The sequence below is a fragment of the Microbacterium sp. cf332 genome, assembly GCF_900102175.1.
Taxonomy (GTDB): domain Bacteria; phylum Actinomycetota; class Actinomycetes; order Actinomycetales; family Microbacteriaceae; genus Microbacterium.
This window is the reverse complement of record NZ_FNKN01000001.1, coordinates 1,001,350-1,019,437: the sequence shown is the minus strand read 5'-3', so window position 1 is coordinate 1,019,437 and position 18,088 is coordinate 1,001,350. Positions and strand designations below refer to the sequence as shown.

General features: G+C 72.0%; 17 protein-coding genes. 11 read left to right on the top strand and 6 right to left on the bottom strand.

The window, feature by feature from the left end; all coding sequences use genetic code 11:
- The first annotated feature begins 52 nt into the window (after positions 1 to 52).
- The 3 genes from BLT21_RS04845 to BLT21_RS04835 all read left to right on the top strand — a co-directional run bounded on the left by BLT21_RS04845 (position 53) and on the right by BLT21_RS04835 (position 3,468).
- Complete coding sequence (locus BLT21_RS04845) at positions 53 to 736, top strand: D-alanyl-D-alanine carboxypeptidase family protein (protein ID WP_256335913.1); 684 nt, start codon at positions 53 to 55, stop codon at positions 734 to 736.
- 64 nt (positions 737 to 800) lie between these two features.
- Positions 801 to 2,090, top strand: a complete 1,290-nt coding sequence (locus BLT21_RS04840; protein ID WP_256335912.1) for a M18 family aminopeptidase — start codon at positions 801 to 803, stop codon at positions 2,088 to 2,090.
- A gap of 100 nt (positions 2,091 to 2,190) precedes the next feature.
- Complete coding sequence (locus BLT21_RS04835) at positions 2,191 to 3,468, top strand: MFS transporter (RefSeq protein ID WP_091499935.1); 1,278 nt, start codon at positions 2,191 to 2,193, stop codon at positions 3,466 to 3,468.
- Here the strand turns inward: BLT21_RS04835 and chrA are convergent.
- Both chrA and BLT21_RS04825 read right to left on the bottom strand, forming a co-directional pair.
- The gene (gene chrA / locus BLT21_RS04830) at positions 3,458 to 4,678 is read right to left on the bottom strand and encodes a chromate efflux transporter (protein ID WP_091499933.1); all 1,221 of its coding nucleotides are present in this window, start codon (positions 4,676 to 4,678) and stop codon (positions 3,458 to 3,460) included. The two genes, BLT21_RS04835 and chrA, sit on opposite strands and share 11 nt — an antisense overlap.
- A 50-nt stretch (positions 4,679 to 4,728) precedes the next feature.
- Positions 4,729 to 5,658 (bottom strand): GTP-binding protein, encoded by a 930-nt coding sequence (locus BLT21_RS04825; protein ID WP_091499930.1) that lies wholly within the window; start codon positions 5,656 to 5,658, stop codon positions 4,729 to 4,731.
- An 82-nt stretch (positions 5,659 to 5,740) separates the two neighbouring features.
- Here BLT21_RS04825 and ykgO point away from each other — a divergent pair, with 82 nt between their 5' ends.
- Entirely contained in the window at positions 5,741 to 5,863 is a 123-nt protein-coding gene (ykgO, locus tag BLT21_RS04820; protein ID WP_091499927.1) for a type B 50S ribosomal protein L36, read from the top strand.
- An 81-nt stretch (positions 5,864 to 5,944) separates the two neighbouring features.
- On the top strand, positions 5,945 to 6,724 hold the full coding sequence (locus BLT21_RS04815) for an isocitrate lyase/PEP mutase family protein (RefSeq protein ID WP_091499924.1): 780 nt from the start codon (positions 5,945 to 5,947) through the stop codon (positions 6,722 to 6,724).
- 21 nt (positions 6,725 to 6,745) lie between these two features.
- Here the strand turns inward: BLT21_RS04815 and BLT21_RS04810 are convergent, their stop codons facing one another.
- Together BLT21_RS04810 and BLT21_RS04805 are read right to left on the bottom strand one after the other, a co-directional pair.
- Positions 6,746 to 7,972, bottom strand: a complete 1,227-nt coding sequence (locus BLT21_RS04810) for a M20 family metallopeptidase (RefSeq protein WP_091499922.1) — start codon at positions 7,970 to 7,972, stop codon at positions 6,746 to 6,748.
- Between the two features lie 38 nt (positions 7,973 to 8,010).
- Positions 8,011 to 9,558, bottom strand: coding sequence for an AbgT family transporter (locus BLT21_RS04805; protein WP_091499920.1), 1,548 nt, complete (start codon positions 9,556 to 9,558; stop codon positions 8,011 to 8,013).
- Between the two features lie 120 nt (positions 9,559 to 9,678).
- Between BLT21_RS04805 and BLT21_RS15510 the strand changes: the two genes are divergently transcribed.
- The gene (locus tag BLT21_RS15510; RefSeq protein ID WP_176786806.1) at positions 9,679 to 10,707 is read left to right on the top strand and encodes an Lrp/AsnC family transcriptional regulator; all 1,029 of its coding nucleotides are present in this window, start codon (positions 9,679 to 9,681) and stop codon (positions 10,705 to 10,707) included.
- A gap of 58 nt (positions 10,708 to 10,765) precedes the next feature.
- Here the strand turns inward: BLT21_RS15510 and BLT21_RS04790 are convergent, their stop codons facing one another.
- A complete protein-coding gene (locus tag BLT21_RS04790; protein ID WP_091499862.1) occupies positions 10,766 to 11,623 on the bottom strand; it encodes an SDR family oxidoreductase in 858 nt (285 codons plus the stop codon).
- Between the two features lie 96 nt (positions 11,624 to 11,719).
- Here BLT21_RS04790 and BLT21_RS04785 point away from each other — a divergent pair, with 96 nt between their 5' ends.
- The 4 genes from BLT21_RS04785 to BLT21_RS04770 all read left to right on the top strand — a co-directional run bounded on the left by BLT21_RS04785 (position 11,720) and on the right by BLT21_RS04770 (position 15,244).
- Positions 11,720 to 12,088, top strand: coding sequence for a winged helix-turn-helix transcriptional regulator (locus BLT21_RS04785; RefSeq protein WP_091499859.1), 369 nt, complete (start codon positions 11,720 to 11,722; stop codon positions 12,086 to 12,088).
- Between the two features lie 92 nt (positions 12,089 to 12,180).
- Entirely contained in the window at positions 12,181 to 12,765 is a 585-nt protein-coding gene (locus tag BLT21_RS04780) for a PadR family transcriptional regulator (RefSeq protein WP_091499856.1), read from the top strand.
- A gap of 5 nt (positions 12,766 to 12,770) precedes the next feature.
- Complete coding sequence (locus tag BLT21_RS04775; RefSeq protein WP_371113418.1) at positions 12,771 to 14,513, top strand: ABC1 kinase family protein; 1,743 nt, start codon at positions 12,771 to 12,773, stop codon at positions 14,511 to 14,513.
- 20 nt (positions 14,514 to 14,533) lie between these two features.
- A complete protein-coding gene (locus BLT21_RS04770; protein ID WP_091499854.1) occupies positions 14,534 to 15,244 on the top strand; it encodes an NUDIX hydrolase in 711 nt (236 codons plus the stop codon).
- A 29-nt stretch (positions 15,245 to 15,273) separates the two neighbouring features.
- On the opposite strand, the gene BLT21_RS04765 is transcribed toward BLT21_RS04770, so the two are convergent.
- Positions 15,274 to 16,584 (bottom strand): SLC13 family permease, encoded by a 1,311-nt coding sequence (locus BLT21_RS04765; protein ID WP_091499851.1) that lies wholly within the window; start codon positions 16,582 to 16,584, stop codon positions 15,274 to 15,276.
- A gap of 98 nt (positions 16,585 to 16,682) precedes the next feature.
- Here BLT21_RS04765 and BLT21_RS04760 point away from each other — a divergent pair, with 98 nt between their 5' ends.
- Entirely contained in the window at positions 16,683 to 18,083 is a 1,401-nt protein-coding gene (locus BLT21_RS04760; RefSeq protein ID WP_256335911.1) for a serine hydrolase, read from the top strand.
- Positions 18,084 to 18,088: the final 5 nt, after the last annotated feature.

Here is an 18,088-nt window from a genome sequence, read left to right as displayed (position 1 = left end):
GTATGCGGATCTGCGGACGCCCCCGCAACATCCCGCGGCGTCGACTGGGGGCATGAGCAGCCTCCGCGTATCGATGCCGATCCCCTCACCCACGGCCGACGTGACCGCGCACGGACGGTGCACCACGTTCGTGCCGCCTCGCTCGCGCCGCTCGCCGCAGCGGTGTCGTCGGCTCGCGGTCGTCGGCATCGGCGTCGGTGTCGCGGCCGCCGCGGTCGGCGCCGCTGTCGCGCTCGCCGGGTTCCCGCAGCCGCCGATCGCCCCGCTCCCGTTCGGTCTCGCCGCCCCGGCGTTCGCGCCCAGCGGTGACGACGGCCTCATCGAGGACGGCAGCCCGGTGAGCCTCTGGGACGACGAGCTGCCCGCGATCGCGCGCCTGAACCCGGCCCTGCTCGACGCGATGCGCGCAGCGGAGGCGGACGCCGCCGCCGACGGCATCCGCTTCGGCGTCACGAGCGGATGGCGCAGTGTCGAGTATCAGCAGTGGCTCCTCGACACCCGCATCGCGACGGACGGCGAGGACGTGGCCCGGGCCTTCGTCGCGACGCCCGACCGGTCACGGCATGTCAGCGGTGATGCCATCGACATCGGGCCCGTCGACGCGCAGTACTGGCTGATCTCGTACGGCTCGGCGTACGGCGTCTGCCAGACCTACGGCAACGAGCCCTGGCACTTCGAGCTCGCCACCGAGCCCGGCTCGGACTGCCCGCCGATGCGCACCGATGCCAACGGCTGAGTCGGGGCCTCGGCGACGGGTGCGCCTACGATCGAAGGACGCCCCCGACGATCCTGGAGTCCCCGTGTCTGCCGTCACCGCCGCCGCCCGCTTCCACGCCGACGACCTCGCCGACTTCGTCGCCGCCTCGCCCTCGAGCTTCCACGCGGCGGCCGAGGTCGCCCGCCGCCTCGTCGACGCCGGCTTCGTCGCCCTCGCCGAGGATGAGAGCTGGCCGGCGCAGCCCGGTGGACGCCATCTCGTCGTCCGCGACGGCGCCGTGCTCGCCTGGGTCGTGCCGACCACCGCGACCGCCACGACGCCCGTCCGGGTGTTCGGGGCGCACAGCGATTCGCCGGCGTTCAAGCTCAAGCCCCGCCCGACGACGGGCCGGCTCGGCTGGTTGCAGGCGGGCGTGGAGATCTACGGCGGCCCTCTGCTGAACTCCTGGCTCGACCGCGAGCTGCGCCTCGCGGGGCGCCTCGTGCTCGACGACGGCACCGCCGTGCTGGCTGCGACGGACGCGCTGCTGCGTCTGCCCCAGCTGGCGATCCACCTCGACCGCGAGGCGAACGACCACCTCGCGCTCGACAAGCAGACGCAGACGCAGCCGGTGTGGGGCCTCGGGTCTCCGGAATCGGCTGACCTGCTGGCCGAGCTCGCGCACGATGCGGGTGTGGATGCGGCCCGCATCCGCGGATACGACATCGTCACGGCCGACGCGGCACGGGGCGCGGTCTTCGGTGCGGGCGACGTGTTCTTCGCCTCGGGCCGCCTCGACGACCTCGCCTCGGTGCATGCCGGCGTCGCGGCTCTCGAGCGGGCCGCCGCCGGGTTCGACGCCGGCCATATCGCGATGCTCGCCGTCTTCGACCACGAGGAGGTCGGATCGGCGACGCGTTCGGGTGCCGCGGGCCCCTTCCTCGCCGATGTGATCGAACGCGTCCAGCGAGGGCTCGGAGCCGATCGCGACGAGCGGATGCGGGCGCTCGCGGCGTCGTGGTGCGTCTCGAGCGACGTCGGGCACTCGGTCCACCCCAACTACGCGCACAAGCACGACCCGGTCGTGCAGCCGGTGCTCGGCTCGGGGCCGATCCTGAAGATCAACGCGAATCAGCGCTACGCGACGGACGGCGTCGGCGCGGCCGCCTGGAACGGGTGGTGCGAAGCGGCGGGCGTCCGCAGCCAGGAGTTCGTCTCGAACAACGGCGTGCCCTGCGGGTCCACCATCGGGCCGATCACGGCGACGCGCCTCGGCATCCGCACCGTCGACGTCGGTATCCCCATCCTCTCGATGCACTCCGCCCGCGAGCTCGCCGGCGTCTCGGACCTCCACGATCTCTCGCTCGTGGCCGAAGAGCTGTTCCGCCGGTAGAATCGACGGGTCCGCGGCGACGGTCCGGACGAAGCGATGCAACTACCTGCTGACGGAGCAAGGCGGCACGTGATCACGAGCTGACCGCTCGGAGGCATGTATGACGTCACATGAGCGTTCCCTGATCCAGCACACCGGCTGGACCTTCTTCCCGATTGCCTTCATCGCGCGGCTCCCGTTCGCGATGATGGTCGTCGGGGTCCTGACACTCGTCGTGTCGCAGACGGGATCCGTGGGTCTCGGCGGCCTGACCTCTGCCGGCGTCGGCGTCGGCGTCGTCATCGCCGGACCCGTGATCGGCGATGCGGTCGACCGGTTCGGCCAGCGGCGGGTGCTCGTTCCACTCGGCGTCGTGAACGGCATCCTGCTGGGACTGTTCCCGTTCGTCGTCGCCGGCGGTTCCGCCGCCCCGCTCGTCCTGGTGCTCGCTGCTGCGATCGGACTGAGCGCACCGCAGGCCGCGGCGATGTCGCGCAGCCGTCTCATGAGCATCGTGCGAGCGCGTCTGAGCGTCGACCGCCGACCGCGCACGCTCTCCCGCGTCATGTCGTACGAGTCGGCCGCCGACGAGACGGCCTTCGTCATCGGACCGTTTCTCGTCGGCATCCTCGCTGCCGCCATCGCGCCGTGGGCGCCCATCGCGATCGCGGCGGCGCTCAGTCTGGTCTTCGTCACCGCCTTCGCCCTGCACCCCAGCGGCCGGATCGCGGGTACGTCGCTGCCGCCGGGCGAGACGCCCGAGCGCGCCCCGATCTCGGACGTGCTGCGCGGCCGCGTCCTCGTGCTCGTCGGCGGCACGTTCGGGGTCGGCCTGTTCTTCGGCGCCTCGCTCACCTCGCTGACGGCCTTCGCGCAGACCGCGGGCGAGGGAGTCGAAGCCGGTCTTCTCTACGGCCTCATGGGGATCGGTTCGGCGGTGCTCGCTCTCGCCGTCGCACTCCTTCCCACCCGGTTCGCCCTGCGGCACCGGTGGCTGGTCTTCGCGACCGTGCTGTCGCTCGCTGCCGCCGGGTACGCGGCCTCCGACGCCCTCGGGGCCGTCGTCGTGATGCTGCTGCTCATGGGCCTGGGCGTGGGGCCGACCCTCGTGACGCTGTTCAGCATCGCGGGTCAGCGGAGCCCGGCGGGTCGATCGGCCACGACGATGACGCTGCTGGGGTCCGCGCTGACGCTCGCCCAGGCGCTCGCATCGGCCGCGACCGGCGCGATCGCCGAGGCGGGGGAGGTGCGACTGGCGATGCTGCTGCCGACCTTCGCGGCCCTCCTCGTCCTCGTCCTCGGTGCCGTCAACGTCGGGATCGAGAGACGCGAACGCCTCTCCAGCCCGGCGACCGTCCCGGTGGGCGGCCAGCCCCAGCGCTCGTTGGTCACCCGCTGAACGCGACCGCGGACACCGCTCCCGCGGCGGCGCCCGCGAGCACGACCGCCCACGCGGGCGTCCGCCAGATCGCCAGCAGCCCGAAGCAGACCAGCGCGAGCGCGAACCGCGGGACGTCGGTGATGGCGCTCGTGAACACAGGGTCGTATAGCGCGGCGGCCAGGACGCCGACGACCGCTGCGTTGGCGCCGCGGACCGCGGCGGCGGCCACCGGGTGGCGGCGCAGCGAGGCCCAGACGGGTAGCGCACCGAGGAGCAGCAGGAACCCGGGGAGGAAGATCCCCGCGAGCGCGATGGCGGCACCGGCGACACCGCCGGGGCCGACGCTCGAAAGCGCGCCGAGGTAGGCGGCGAAGGCGAAGAGCGGTCCGGGAAGGGCTTGCGCGGCGCCGTAGCCGGCCACGAAGGCGTCGGTCTCGACCCACCCGGGCGCGACCACGGCGCCCTCGAGGAGGGGCAGCACGACATGGCCACCGCCGAAGACGAGGACGCCCGAGCGGAAGAAGGCGTCGAAGAGGGCGAGGCCTCCGCTCCCCGTGGCGCGGCCGGCGATCGGCAGAGCGACCAGCAGCGTCCCCAGCAGTGCCAGACAAGCGATCCCCACGCGGCGCCCGACGGCGGGGAAGCCGTCGTCCGGCAGGGCCGGGATCAGGGATCCGCCGGCCGGAACGTCGGTGGCCGAGTGTCGCAGCCAGAGCCCGCCCGCGGCTGCTCCCGCAGCGATCGCCGCGATCTGGGCGACCGGGCCTCCCACGAGGAGGACCGCGGCGGCGGCGACGACGGCGATGGCGCCCCGGGACCGATCCGGTGCGAGCGAGCGTGCCATCCCCCAGACGGCATGGGCGACGACGGCCACCGCGACCACCGTGAGGCCGTCGATCACGCCGCGCACGACCGGGCCGTCGGCGATGCGGATGCCCGCGGCGGCCCCGACCATGAGTGCAGCGGAGGGGAGCGTGAACGCCGAGAACGCGACGAGGGCGCCAGCGAGCCCCGCCCGCTGCAGCCCGATCGCGAAGCCGACCTGACTGGAGGCAGGCCCGGGCAGGAACTGGCAGAGGGCCACGAGCTCGGCATAGGCCCGTTCGCCGATCCATCGACGGCGGACCACGAACTCCTCGCGGAAGTAGCCCAGGTGCGCGACGGGCCCGCCGAACGAGGTCGTTCCCAGCCGCAGGAACACCGCGAGGACGGCGGCGATCTGCGACACCCGCTCAGCGCATCACCCGCCGGTGAACGCCCGGTGAACGGCGGACCGGATCAGTCCGCCGTCGCGTCATCGGTCCCGACGGCGACCCGCCATGCGGGAAGCGGGTCGGGCAGCGTCCGCCACAGTCCGGAACCCGCGGCCAGCTCCGCGTCGTCGAGGACCGCGGCATCGAGCACCAGCCGCACGGCAGCCGGGTTCAGGTCGACGCCCGTCAACGCGAGGTCCTGGCCGACGTCGTCGAGCCCGTGGGCCCCGTCGATGGGATCGATCCACATCGCCGATCCCGCCTGCTCCCACCGCGCGGGGATCGTCGGCCGCGTCGCAACCCGGCAGACTCCGACCGAACGCAGCAGCAGGCCGCACGAACCGGAGTCGAGCATCTCGAGCGCGAGCACGAGGCGCCCGGGGTGGAACGGGCGCAGCTGTTCGTACCGCGTCGTCGTGACGCGCGGGTCGGTGAGGAACGGGTCGTGCTCGCCGTTGAGCGCGCGGGTCCAGCCGGCGCGGTCCCCGGCGTCGTGCACCGGCAGCGTCGTCCCGAAGCCGAACGCGGCGAGGTCGTCGCCGACGCCTCGACTCAGCCGGATGCGCGCCGTCGGCGCGAGGTGCGAGCACACCGCCATGAGGATCGACAGCTCGGCCGTCGGCACCGCCTCCCAGCTCACGATCACGATGGCGCTCGCCGACTCGATCAGTTGTGCGGCGAGGCGGGCACGCGCGCCGACATCCGCACGACCGTCGCCGAGCGGGACGAAGCGGCGCAGCGGGGATTCGTCGCGCAGGTCGTCGAGGCCGTGGCGGGCGTCGACCACGCAGAGGGAGGGCATGCCGTGCAGGGTCGTATGGAGCAGCGGCGGGTCGGTGTCGCTCGCGAGGTCGACGACGTGCAGCGAGCGGCGGCGCCCGGAGGCGACGGTGAGGCGTGCGTAGCGACGACGTTCTGCGCTGCAGACGCCGGTGATCGCGAGGTGCGTGGTCACGGTGTCCTCTTCCGCTCGGGTTGTGGTGGTCGAGCATCCACCGTACCTTCTTGTTGATAAGAGTTATCAATAGGAGGTCGACATGAAGGTCCGTGCATCACTGAAGTCGCTGAAGAAGCAGCCGGGAGCCCAGGTCGTGCGTCGTCGGGGCCGCGTCTTCGTCATCAACAGGCTGAATCCGCGGTACAAGGGCCGCCAGGGATGAGGGCGGATCGTCACCTGCCATGCGGGGACGATCACCGCAACATCGGCCCGCAGCGGGCAGAGCGCGGTTAACGTGAGCGGCATGACCACTCCCGCCGAGCGCGCCCAGACCCTCTCCGACCTCCACGCCGCCCCCGAGATCCTCCGGGTGGTGAACGTCTGGGACGTCGTCTCGGCCGAGGCGATCCTCGCCCTGCCCGAGACCCGCGCCATCGCGACCGCCGGCCATTCGATCGCCGCGACCTTCGGCTACGAGGACGGCACCGACATCCCGCTCGAGCTGGTCCTCGACATGGTCGGACGCATCGTCTCGGTCGCCGGCGACATTCCGGTGACCGCCGACCTCGACGCCGGCTTCGGCGACCCGGGCGAGACCACCCGCCGCGCGATCGGCGTCGGGATCGTCGGCGCGAACGTCGAAGACCGGCTCCAGCCGATCGGCGACGCCGTCCGCGCGGTCGAGGCGATCGTGCGCGCCGGCGAGGCCGAGGGCGTGCCCTTCGCCCTCAACGCGCGGACCGACGCGTTCGTCCGCGCGGGCGACCGTTCGACCGAGGAGTCGATCGCCGACGCCATCGAGCGCGGCCGTGCCTTCCTCGACGCCGGCGCCGACCTCGTCTTCGTGCCGGGCATCCTCGACGCCGACATCACCCGTCAGCTGGTTGACGGCCTCGGTGAGCGCAAGCTCAGTGTGATCGGGCTGCCGGGCGCACTCACGGCCGCGGAGTATCAGGATCTCGGGGTCGCACGCATCTCCTACGGCCCCACGACCCAGCGGGTGGCTCTGACGGCGTTGCAGGACGTCGCCCAGCAGCTGTACGCGAACGGCGTCATCCCGCCCTCGACGCGCCCCCTCAACTGACGCGGCGGGCACGCCCTGCGGTCACGACGCGAAGGACTCCTTGGCGTCCGCGATGACCGCGGGATCGCGTACGGCCGCGAGCGCCGTGGCGGCGAGCATGAGCGCGCCGTCGGCGATCGTGCTGCGAGCCAGGTCGGGGTCGCCGGCGGAGGCCGCGAAGTCGCGCGTATGCGGGACCGCGTCGGCGACGAGGCGGATCATCGGATGGATCGCCGGCACGACGTGCGAGACGTTGCCCATGTCGGTCGATCCGCCGAGCGTCGGGTCGGGCTCGAGCTCGCGACCGAGCACGCCGTACGCCGCCTCGGCGAGGTCGGCGAGCGTCGGGTTGGCGCGGAGCGAGAAGTAGGGCGGGGTGTTCTCGGCGATCTCGACCGTGGTGCCGGTCGCGAGCGCAGCACCTTCGAAGCATGCGCGCACGCGGGGCACGACGTCGCTCAGCAGATGCTCGCGATCGCCGGCCCGCACGAAGATCCGCAGCGCAGCGTGCTCGGGGATGATGTTGGGCGCCTCGCCGCCGTTCGTGATGATCGCGTGGACGCGCACGTCGTCGGTCAGCTGCTGGCGCAGCATCCCGATCGCCGTCAGCGACAACGTCGCACCGTCGAGCGCGTTGCGGCCCCGCTCGGGCGCCGCCGCCGCGTGGGCGGCGCGCCCATGAAAGTCGACGTCGAGGGCGACGCGTGAGAGCGACGAGCCGCGCACGGCGTCGGTGCCCGCGGGATGGACCATGATCGCGATGTCGACACCGTCGAGCACGCCCGCCTCGATCATCGGCACCTTGCCCGCGGCGCCCTCCTCGCCCGGGCTGCCGATCACGACGAGTTTCGCGTCCACGGGTTCCGCCGTCAGAGCGTCCTTGACCAGCAGCGCCGCTCCGACGCCGCAGGCGGCGATGAGGTTGTGCCCGCAGGCATGGCCGATCTCCTCGAGAGCGTCGAACTCGCAGAAGATCGCGACCGTGGGTGCGTCGTCGGCGGCGCCCGGCGGCGACCACCGACCCACGAACGCCGTGTCGAGACCGGCGAAGCCCCGATCCACGGAGAAACCCGCCCGCTCGAGCTCGGAGGTGAGGCGCGCGGCGGCGTGATGCTCGGTGAAGCGGATCTCGGGGTGCGCGTGAAGGTCGGCGGCGATGTCGACGAGGGTGTCGAGGTGCCCGGCGAGCGACGGCCGCAGGCCGTCGAGGGTGGCCGGCATCGCGGCCGTGGCGGAGGCGGTCGCGGGTCGCGTGGTGGGGGTGGGCATGGGTCTCCTTCTGGGGGACGGGTGGGGTGCGCGGGGGATCAGGACAGCTCGAGCCCGTGCCCGGGGCCGACGGGAAGTCCGAGCAGACCCCAGACGAGGAACTGCAGCAGCCAGACGCCCCAGATGACGAAGGTGAACGGGATCACGAGGCCGAAGAGGGTGCCGAGCCCCGCCTTCGGCTCCCAGCGCTGCAGCAGGCCGAGCACGACCGGCAGCATCGGGTTCATGGGCACGAGAGGGTTGGTCGCCGAATCGGTGATGCGGAACGCCGCCTGCACGTACGCCGGGTCGATGCCCGTGAGCATGAACATCGGCACGAAGATCGGCGCGAGCAGGGTCCACAGGGCCGAGCCGCTCGCGAGCAGCAGGGCCGGGATGGTGCAGAAGAGGCTGAACAGGAGCAGACCGCCGATGCCCCCGAGCCCCGAGGATTCCATGGCCTCGGCGCCCGAGGTCGCCAGCAGCAGTCCGAGCTGCGACCAGTTGAACCACGCGATGGCCTGCGCCGCGGTGAAGATCACGACGATGAAGGGGACGAGGTCGCGCACCGCCGCGGTCATGTGCTCCGGCACCTCGCCGGCACGGGTGAGCGTCCTCGCGGCGAGCCCGTAGGCGATGCCCGCGACGAGGAACAGGAACAGGATGAAGATGGGCAGCGCGGTCATGAAGGGCGACCGCAGGATCTGCCCGCCCTCTCCCTGCAGCGGGGAGCCGGGCAGCAGCACGGCGGTCGCGACGATCGCGAGGTAGAGCACGACTGCGAGAGCGGCGACGCGCAGGCCGCGCCGCTCGCGCGCGTCGAGCGGCCGCGCAGCGTCGTCGTCCGCGAGTCCGCCCTGATAGGGCGTCAGACGCGGCTCGACGTAATGCTGGCACATGACCGTGATGACGACCGCGAGGATGAGCGTCGAGGTGGCCATGAAGAAGTAGTTGGCGAGGGGGGAGACCGACGCGTCCGGGTCGACGATCTGCGCGGCCGAGGTGGTGATGCCAGAGAGCAGCACGTCGGTGCCCGCCGGCACGACGTTGGCGCTGAAGCCTGCGACGACGGCGGCGTACGACGCGGCGAAGCCCGCGAGCGGATGCCGTCCCGCCGCGAGGAAGGCGGCCGCCGCGAGCGGCGGGAGGATGACCATCGCCGAGTCGGAGGCGAGGTTGCCCATGAGGCTGACGAGCACGACGACGAAGGTCACCGCCCACCGCGGAGCGGCCAGGACGGCGCCCCGCATCGCGCTCTTGAGCAGTCCGAGACGCTCGGCCAGGCCGATGCCGAGCATGACGGTGATGATCAGACCGAGCGGCGGGAACGACACGAAGTTCTCGATCGCCGAGGTCAGCGCGTACACCGCGCCCTCGGGCGAGAGGATGCTTCGCACGGGCACCGTCTCGCCCGTCGCCGGGTCGAGCGTCCGAGCGCCCAGGGCGCTCGCGATGCCGGAGGCGATCGCCACCAGCCCTGCGATGATCAGGAACAGATAGAACGGATGCGGCAGCCGGTTGCCGACGCGTTCGATGCTGCGGAGGATGCGTCCACCCACCCCGGGGGCGTGGGCGAGCGTCAGAGCGGTGGTGCTTTGGGCGGCCATGGGCACTCTTTCCGATCGTCGTCGCGCTGGGGATGCGCGATGCAGCGATCGTGCCGATTGCGTGTCTCGAGCAGGTTACGACGATCGATCCGGACCTCGGAAGCTGCGAGAATGAGTGATATGCGTTCGTCGACGCCCGTCCACCCGCATGATCTGTCGGATTCGGACCTCGCTCTCATCACCGCGCTGCAACACGCACCGCGGGCCTCGTGGGCGCGTGTCGCGCGAACGGTGGGGGTAAGCCCGCCGACGGCGCGGCGCCGGTGGGAGGCGCTCGTCGAGGCCGGAGCCGCGTGGTCGTCGGCCTACGCGGTGACCGCCCCGGGCCTCGTGACGGGGCTCGTCGAGGTCCGGTGCCGCCCGGGGACGGTCGACGAGGTCGCGGTGCAGCTGCGCAGCGAGCCGAAGTTCCTTTCCGTCACCGGCATGACGGGGGAACGCGACCTCGTCGTCACGATCGTCGCGGATGACATGGAGCAGTTCCGCCGGCTGATCCAGTCGCGGGTGGCGACCCACGAGGCGGTGACCGGGGTCCGGTCGACGATCGTCACGCGCATGTTCTCGGAGGGCTCCCGGTGGCGCGCGGTCGGCTCGCCCGAGACGGCGGCTGCCGCGGGCTCCGGCGATGCGGACCCGGATCCGCGTGGTGAGCATGCGCTCGAGGCCCAGTGGCGGCCGGTGCTCCGAATGCTCGAGGCGGATGGCCGGGTCGCGCCCGCGGACGTCGCGCGCGAGCTCGGGGTGTCGGAGGCGCACGCGCGCCGCGTCGTCCGACGGGTGCTCGAGCGCGGGTGGATCACGCAGCGCATCGACGTCTCGCTCGAGCAGACGATGTGGCCCCACGCGCTCGCGCTGTGGCTCGTGGTCCCCGCGGGACGCCTCGAGGCGACGGCATCCGAGATCGCCGTCATGCCGATGACGCGCATGTGCGCCGCCCTCGCGGGGGGCGCCTCTAATCTGTACGTCATCGTCTGGCTGCGCGATCTGGCCGAGGCGACCGCGGTCGAGGCCGAACTGGCGCGCAGCCTCGAGTTGCGCGTGCTCGACCGCGCGATCCTGCTGCACTACTACAAGCGGGTCGGTCACCTCTTCGACGTCCGCAACCGCCACGAGGGTCGGGTGTCGTGGGTCGGGGACGCCGCCGTGTGACCGGGCCCGAGCGTTCGCCGACATGAGCGAGGGGCGCTCGAGCCCGGCCCGGGCGGGCTCAGGCGAGGGCGGCCCGGATCCCGTCGACGAAGCTCGTCGTCGGACGTCCGATCAGACGCGAGAGCGTCCGGTCGTCGATGTCGAGCACTCCGTCGCGAATGCCGGTGTCGATGCCCGCGACGAACTGGGCGGTGCCGTTGTCGAGGCCCGCAGACTCGAGGGCGGCGATGTGATCGGCGGTCGAGAGACGCAGGTACGTCACGTCGCGGCCCGCGACCTCGGCGGCCGCCGCGGCGATGTCGTCGTAGCCGATGCGGTCGTCACCCGCGAACTCGTAGACCTCGCCGAGGTGCCCGTCCTCGATCAGCACGACCGCGGCGCCCTCGGCGAAGTCGGCGCGCGACGCCGGTGCGATCCGGCCGTCGCCGACCGACGCAGCGATCACGCCGCTGTCGGCGGAGCGCTGCACGTCGGCGAGGTAGTTCTCGATGTACCAGTTGTTGCGGACCACGACGGCCGGGATCCCGCTCGCCGCGATCGCCTGCTCCGTCGCCCGGTGCTCGGCACCCAGCGCCCAATCGAAGGTCGTCGCCCGCGGGGCGCTCGTGTACACGAGCTTGCCGATGCCTGCGGCGGCTGCGGCCTCGATGACGTTCCGATGACCCGCCAGACGCTTGCCCGGCTCCGACGCCGAGATGAGGAGCACGCTGTCGACACCCGTGAGCGCGGTCTCCAGCGTTGCGGGGTCGTCGTAGTCGACGCGGGCTGTCCGGACGCCGCGCTCGGCGAGGTCAGCGACCTTGGCGAGGTCGCGTGCCCCCGCGAGGACGGTTTCGGGAGCGACGCCGCGTGCCAGCAGCGACTCGACGACGAGGTGGCCGAGCTGTCCGCTGGCGCCGGTGATGAGGATGGTCATCGGGGATCCTTTCGATCGGGTGATGATGTGACCAACCCGTCCCGATGGCGTCCGCATTCCTTTCGACGGGTACCCACTTTTTGGTAAGCTACCTACGTGTCCGTGAGTTTCGCGCAGTTGCAGGCTTTGTCCGAGCAGATCTTCACCGAGAACTGCCCGACTCGCGTCGTGCTCGACCACGTGATGAGCAAATGGGGCGTGCTGGTGCTCCTGGCGCTGACCGACGGCACGGCCCGATGGGGTGAGCTGCGCCGCTCGGTCGACGGCATCAGCGAGAAGATGCTCGCGTCGACGCTGCGCACCCTTGAGGCCGACGGATTCGTGCGTCGAACCGCATATCCGGAGGTTCCGCCTCGGGTCGAGTACGCACTCACGCCGCTCGGACACGATCTCATGGAGCGGATGATGCCCCTGATGGTGTGGGTGGCGGGCAATGCCGAGTCGATCGTGTCGGCCCGTCGCTGAAGGCTGAGTGTTCGTCCTGAACCCCTGGTGCGGCCTCCGATACCGATATATCGTCAGATATCGCTAACGTATCGACGACCCGGGAGGTCAGCATGAGCGGAACATTCCCCACCGGCGGTTTCGGCGGCCGTGACAACATCTTCGGCGGCCGCGGCGGCTTCAACGTCTCCGACCTCGGCAGCAACGTCTTCGAGGCGTTCGACCAGCTGAAGTCCTCGTTCGAGCAGAAGGTCAACACGCGAGTCGGACGCGGCGACGTCCGCGCGGCGGTCCTGGCACTGCTGGCCGAGCAGCCGATGCACGGATACCAGATCATCCACGAGATCGACGACCGCAGCGGCGGGTCCTGGAAGCCGAGCGCCGGATCGGTGTATCCCACGCTGCAGCTTCTTGCCGACGAGGGCCTGATCAGCGCTGAGGAATCGAACGGACGCAAGACCTATTCGCTGACCGAGGCCGGACGCGCCGCGGCCGCGGAATCCGGCGAGAAGCCTGCGCCCTGGGAGGGCACGAGTCGTGACCACAGCCGCGTGACGGCGCTCCCCAAGGCGGGCGTCGAGCTCGCACAGGCCGCCGCGCAGGTCGGTCGCAGTGGCTCGCCCGAGCAGGTGCAGCAGGCCGTCGAGATCCTCGACGACGCGCGCCGCAAGCTGTACGCCCTGCTCGCTCAGGCCTGACGCGGGTGGCCTCGGCCGACCCGCCTCGTCTCGCATCACCCGGTGGCACCTCCGCCCCGGGTGATGCGAGCACGCGTGCGCGCTACCGTCGCATCCTGCGCTTCGCGGCGCGGGCGCTCGTTCAGACCTGGTGGTTCGAGATGGTCCTGCCGCGGTTCGGTCTCCACCGGCTCGCCGAGCGGGGGAGGACCGCACGCCTGCAGCGGCTGGCGCGCCGATTCCACACGCTCGCCGTCGACCTCGGCGGGCTCATGATCAAGGTGGGGCAGTTCATGTCGTCGCGCCTCGACGTGCTGCCCCCCGAGATCACGACGGAGCTCGCGGGCCTGCAGGACGAGGTGCCGCCGGTGCCGTTCGAGCAGATCCGCGCGGCGGCCGAGGCCGAGCTCGGGATGCCCCTGACCCACGCGTACGCGTCGTTCGATACGCAGCCGGTGGCCGCGGCGTCTCTCGGCCAGGCGCATCGCGCCCGGCTGACGCCCGCGCAGGCCGCCGACGCCGGATTCGCCGACGTGGTCGTGAAGGTCCAGCGTCCCGGCATCCAGACGATCGTCGACGTCGACCTCGCCGCGCTCCGACGTATCGCGCGCTGGGTGCGCCGCATCCGCATCGTCGCCGAGCGGGCCGACATGCCGGCCCTCGTCGAGGAGTTCGCGGTGACGAGCCTCGAGGAGATCGACTACCGCCACGAGGCGGCGAACGCCGAGCGCTTCCGCGACAAGTTCGCCGACGACCCCCGCGTCGCGGTGCCCGAGATCGCCTGGGAGCGTTCCACCGCGCGCGTGTTGACGCTGGCCGACGTGAGCGCGATCAAGGTGACCGACGTCGACGGTCTGCGCGCCGCCGGCATCGACCCGCGCGAGGTCGCCGCGGTCTTCGCGTCGGTGATGTTCGACCAGTTCTTCGGATTCGGCTTCTTCCACGCCGATCCGCATCCCGGCAACGTGTTCGTGACGCCGATCGGGCCGGCCGACCGCGGGCCGGACGGCCCGGCGTGGGTGCTGACCTTCATCGACTTCGGGATGATGGGCGAGATATCGCCCACGACGCGCGAGGCGCTGCGCACCGTGCTGGTCGCTGCGGCGGCGCGGGACGGCCGCGGGCTCGTCGCCGGGATATCGCAGGTGGGCGCGTTGCTGCCGTCGGCGAACGTGCGTGAGCTCGAGCGGGCCATGACTCAGCTCTTCGCGCGATTCGGCGGGATGGGTTTCGCCGAGCTGAAGCAGGTCGATCCGCGGGAGTTCCGCGACTTCGCGGGAGAGTTCGGCGAGCTCGCCCGCGCGCTGCCGTTCCAGCTGCCGGAGAACTTCCTGCTGGTCGTGCGCGCCGCCTCGCTCACCTCGGGCGTGTGCACGTCGATCGATCCCTCGTTCAACCTGTGGGATGCGGTCGAGCCGTATGCGGCGCGGCTGCTGCGGGAAGAGCGCGGAGACCTGATGCGCGACGTCGCACGGCGGGCCATGGGCATGGCCGACGTGACGATGCGGTTGCCGCGACGCCTCGACGGACTCATCACGCACCTCGAGGACGGCAATCTCGACTTCGACAGCGGGCGGCTCGAGCGGCGGATGTCGCGCCTCGAGCGCCTCGGCCGCCGAGCGGTGTCGGGCATCCTCTTCGCCGGCCTGCTGGTCGCCGGTGTGCTGCTGCGTCCCGACGACGAGACGTTCGGCACGGTGCTGATGGGGCTGTCGGCGCTGCCGCTGCTGCACGTCCTGTTCGCCGGTGTGCTGGGCCGCCGCGACTGAGCCCTGAGTAGCCTGGGACGATGCCTCTCGACCCGCCGCGACCGTCCGCGCGCGCGCAGCTCGCCGCGGTGGTCGCGCGGTCGCGCGACGCGGGATTCCTCCCGGGACCGCTGGCGGCCGCGCCCGTCCCGGCCGGGGCGCGCGCGGCCGCCGTCCTCGTGCTCTTCGGACGGCTCGACGACCGGCCGAGCGGCCACGCCCCTGCCGCCGACGTGCCGCGTGACCTCGACGTCCTGCTCCTCGCGCGCGCCGCGACCCTGCGCTCGCATCCGGGACAGGTCGCTCTGCCCGGCGGCCGCGTCGATCCGGGCGACGCCGACGTGGTCGCCGCAGCCCTCCGCGAGGCGCGAGAGGAGACCGGCCTCGACGTCGACGGGGTCGAGGTCATCGGAACGCTGCCACCCCTGCCCCTCGAGTACTCCCGGCATCTCGTGACCCCGGTGCTCGCGTGGTGGCGGCGGCCTTCGCCCGTGCGCGTCGTCGATGTCGCGGAGTCGGCGGCCGTGTTCCGCGCGCCCGTCGCCGACCTGCTCGCGCCCGCGAACCGGGGCGTGACGGTCGTGCGCCGCGACGGCGCGGAGTGGCGCGGGCCGGGATTCGTCGTCCGGCACGGCGACGGCGAGCACCTCGTGTGGGGCTTCACCGCCATGCTGCTCGACGGACTGTTCACCGAGCTCGGCTGGACCGAGCGCTGGGATGCCGGCCGCGAACTGCCGCTCGACCCCGTCTGAGGTCGTATCTGCGTCGTCCCGGGAAGGTCTCAGAAGCGCCAGACGATGGGGACGTAGAAGACCCCGGCCGCAAGGAAGATGACGACGAGCGGCAGTCCGAGCCTCCAGTAGTCGCCGAATCGGTAGCCGCCCGGTGCCATCACCATGAGGTTCACGGGCGTCGCGACCGGAGTGAGGAACGCCGCAGCGCCCGCGACCGTCAGGGCCATGAGGAACGGCAGCGGGCTGACCTCCAGCGTGACGGCGATCGAGGTGGCCACGGGCGCCACGATGAGCACCGTCGCGACGTTGGAGATGAACTGGCCGAGCACGACGACCACGACGCAGACGACCGCGAGCGCGACGTGCGGGTCGGACTGCCCCACGAGGGCCAGCAGCGCATCGGCGACAACGTCCGCCGCACCCGTGTCGAGGAACGCGACCGACAGTGGGATCATGCCGGCGATGAGGACGAGGGTCGTCCACGAGACGCCCTGGTAGAGATCGGGCAGGCGCACCACTCGCAGCAGCACGAGCGCCCCCGCAGCGAGCAGCCCGGCCGCCGCGGGCGGGGTCGCCCCGGTCGCCAGCAGCACGACCATCGCGCCCGTCACGACCAGGGTGCGCCGGGATCCGCGATGCAATCGCGAATGCGGTCTCGTCCGGATCGCGCCGGTGCGGACCGCTTCGGGCACGAGCGACAGCGTCTCGGCCTCGCGCTCCGAGCGGTCACCGGGTGCCGCGTCCGGCCCGCGATGGGGCAGCAGCCGGGGGCCGAGCAGCGCGATGACCGCGATCGTGGCGACGACGAGCGGCACTCCGACCAATGCGAACTCGAAGAAGCCGAAGGGCCGCCCGGCCTCGGCGTCGGCCAGTTCCGACACCACGACGTTGACGGGTGTGCCCGAGAGGGTGAGCAGGGAGGCCGACGATGCCACGAACGCCAGTGGAATCATGAGCTGCGACGGCGGCAGACCGGAGCGGCGGGCGATCACCGCGGCGACGGGGATGAGGGCCGCGACCGCGCCGTTGATGCTGATCAGCGCCGTCAGCATGGCGACGATCCCGCCGACCCAGACGACGATGCGGGCGCGGCGGGTGCCCGCGCGTGCGAGGATCACCGCGCCGACCACGCGGGTCACGCCGCTGGTCTCCAGCGCCGTGGCCACGACGAACAGGCTCGCGATGAACAGCACCGTCGGGTCGCCGAATCCCGCGAAGGCCTGCGGGAGGCTCAGCACTCCCGTCGCCCAGAGGGCCAGCGCGACTCCCACCGCGACGACCTCGAGCGGCACGCGGGCGGACAGGAAGGCGAGGATCGCAGCGGCGAGGATCAGGAAGGTCGCGACGATCGGGTCCACCCGGTCCACGCTACCCGCCGGCTCCGTGGCCCCCGGGTCGCCGCGATCTCCACCCGTGGGGGGAGGTGCCGTGAGCCGTGGAACGACAGGCTGGATGCGTGACCTCCCCCCTCGATATGCACGCCTCCCGACCGTCCCCCGCCACGCACCGTCGCGGCGCCGTCGTCGCAGCCGTCGCCGCCGTGACGGCGATCGTGCTGACCGCGTGCGCGGCTCAGCCGGCCCCCGAGGGCACCAGCGCGGCCTCGGCCGCCACTCCGGCGGAGATCCCGGCGACCCCCGTCGGGGAGCAGGCCCGGTGGGTGCTCGACGAGATCAACGGTGACGAGCAGACTCCCGTCGCCGAGATCGAGGCCCGTTTCGACGGGGCCGCGCTCGCCCAGCTCCCGCCCGCGGACCTCCAAGAGGTGTTCGCCCAGATGCAGGCCGCCGCCCCGTGGACGCCGGTCGCGTACGACGGCACCGACAGCGAGGCGCGCGTGACGATCGAATCCGCGCAGGTCACCTACGACATGTCCCTGTCGGTCACCGCCGATGAGCACATCGACATGCTCTTCTTCGGCCAGCCGCAGCCCGAGCGCACCCCGGCGGCATCGTGGGACGAGCTCGACGAGCAGATCACCTCGGCCCCCTTCGTCGCGGGTCTGCAGGTGCGCGAGGTGGGCGGGCCGGTTCTGCACGAGAGCGGCGACGTGTCGGCGGGGCCGATCGGCTCGATCGTCAAGCTGTGGGTTCTCGGCGCCGTGGTCGACGCGGTCGCCGCGGGGAGCATCTCGTGGGATGACCGGCTCACGATCGACGCGCAGGTGCGCAGCCTGCCCAGCGGCGAGCTCCAGGACCGGCCCGATGGCGCGACGGTCACCGTGCGCGAGGCCGCCGAGAAGATGATCGCGATCAGCGACAACACCGCCACCGACGCCCTGATCCGATCAGTCGGGCGCGATGCGGTCGAGGCCGCGATGGTCGCGACGGGTCATTCCGACCCCGGCCTCAACACCCCACTCCTCGCGACGCGCGAGATGTTCTGGCTGCTCTTCGGCGACGACGATCTGCGCACGCTCTGGGCCGGTGCGTCAGGCGACGCCGCGGCGCGCCGTGCCTTGCTCGAGCGCATCCCCGCGGGCGTGCCCGACGTGTCGCGTTTCGCGAGTGCGCAGCCGGGCTGGCGCGAGGGCATCGACTGGTTCGCGTCGCCCGACGACCTCGTCGCCGCTCACGATGCGCTGCAGGAGCGAGCTCGGACCGAGGCGGGAGCGCCGGTGCGCGACATCCTGTCGGCCAACCCGGGCGTGCAGTTCGGCGACGGATGGGACTACGTCGCGTTCAAGGGCGGAAGCTCGGTGGGCGTGCTCGCCGGCTCGTGGTACCTCGAGCGCGAGGACGGTCCGCCGATCGTGATCACGGTCCTGGCCCGAGCCGACGATGCGGCATCCGTCGCGCAGCCGTCGGTCGCGTTCGGCTGGGCGCAGGACGCCGCGGCTCTCGTCGCGGCGCCGTAGCCTGG

What these genes read in the sequence shown, in the direction of transcription:
- BLT21_RS04845 (WP_256335913.1), top strand. Translation starts at nt 53, where the DNA reads ATGAGCAGCCTCCGCGTATCGATGCCGATCCCCTCACCCACGGCCGAC.
- BLT21_RS04835 (WP_091499935.1), top strand. Translation starts at nt 2,191, where the DNA reads ATGACGTCACATGAGCGTTCCCTGATCCAGCACACCGGCTGGACCTTC.
- ykgO (WP_091499927.1), top strand. Translation starts at nt 5,741, where the DNA reads ATGAAGGTCCGTGCATCACTGAAGTCGCTGAAGAAGCAGCCGGGAGCC.
- BLT21_RS04815 (WP_091499924.1), top strand. Translation starts at nt 5,945, where the DNA reads ATGACCACTCCCGCCGAGCGCGCCCAGACCCTCTCCGACCTCCACGCC.
- BLT21_RS04810 (WP_091499922.1), bottom strand. Translation starts at nt 7,972, where the DNA reads ATGCCCACCCCCACCACGCGACCCGCGACCGCCTCCGCCACGGCCGCG.
- BLT21_RS04805 (WP_091499920.1), bottom strand. Translation starts at nt 9,558, where the DNA reads ATGGCCGCCCAAAGCACCACCGCTCTGACGCTCGCCCACGCCCCCGGG.
- BLT21_RS15510 (WP_176786806.1), top strand. Translation starts at nt 9,679, where the DNA reads ATGCGTTCGTCGACGCCCGTCCACCCGCATGATCTGTCGGATTCGGAC.
- BLT21_RS04790 (WP_091499862.1), bottom strand. Translation starts at nt 11,623, where the DNA reads ATGACCATCCTCATCACCGGCGCCAGCGGACAGCTCGGCCACCTCGTC.
- BLT21_RS04780 (WP_091499856.1), top strand. Translation starts at nt 12,181, where the DNA reads ATGAGCGGAACATTCCCCACCGGCGGTTTCGGCGGCCGTGACAACATC.
- BLT21_RS04770 (WP_091499854.1), top strand. Translation starts at nt 14,534, where the DNA reads ATGCCTCTCGACCCGCCGCGACCGTCCGCGCGCGCGCAGCTCGCCGCG.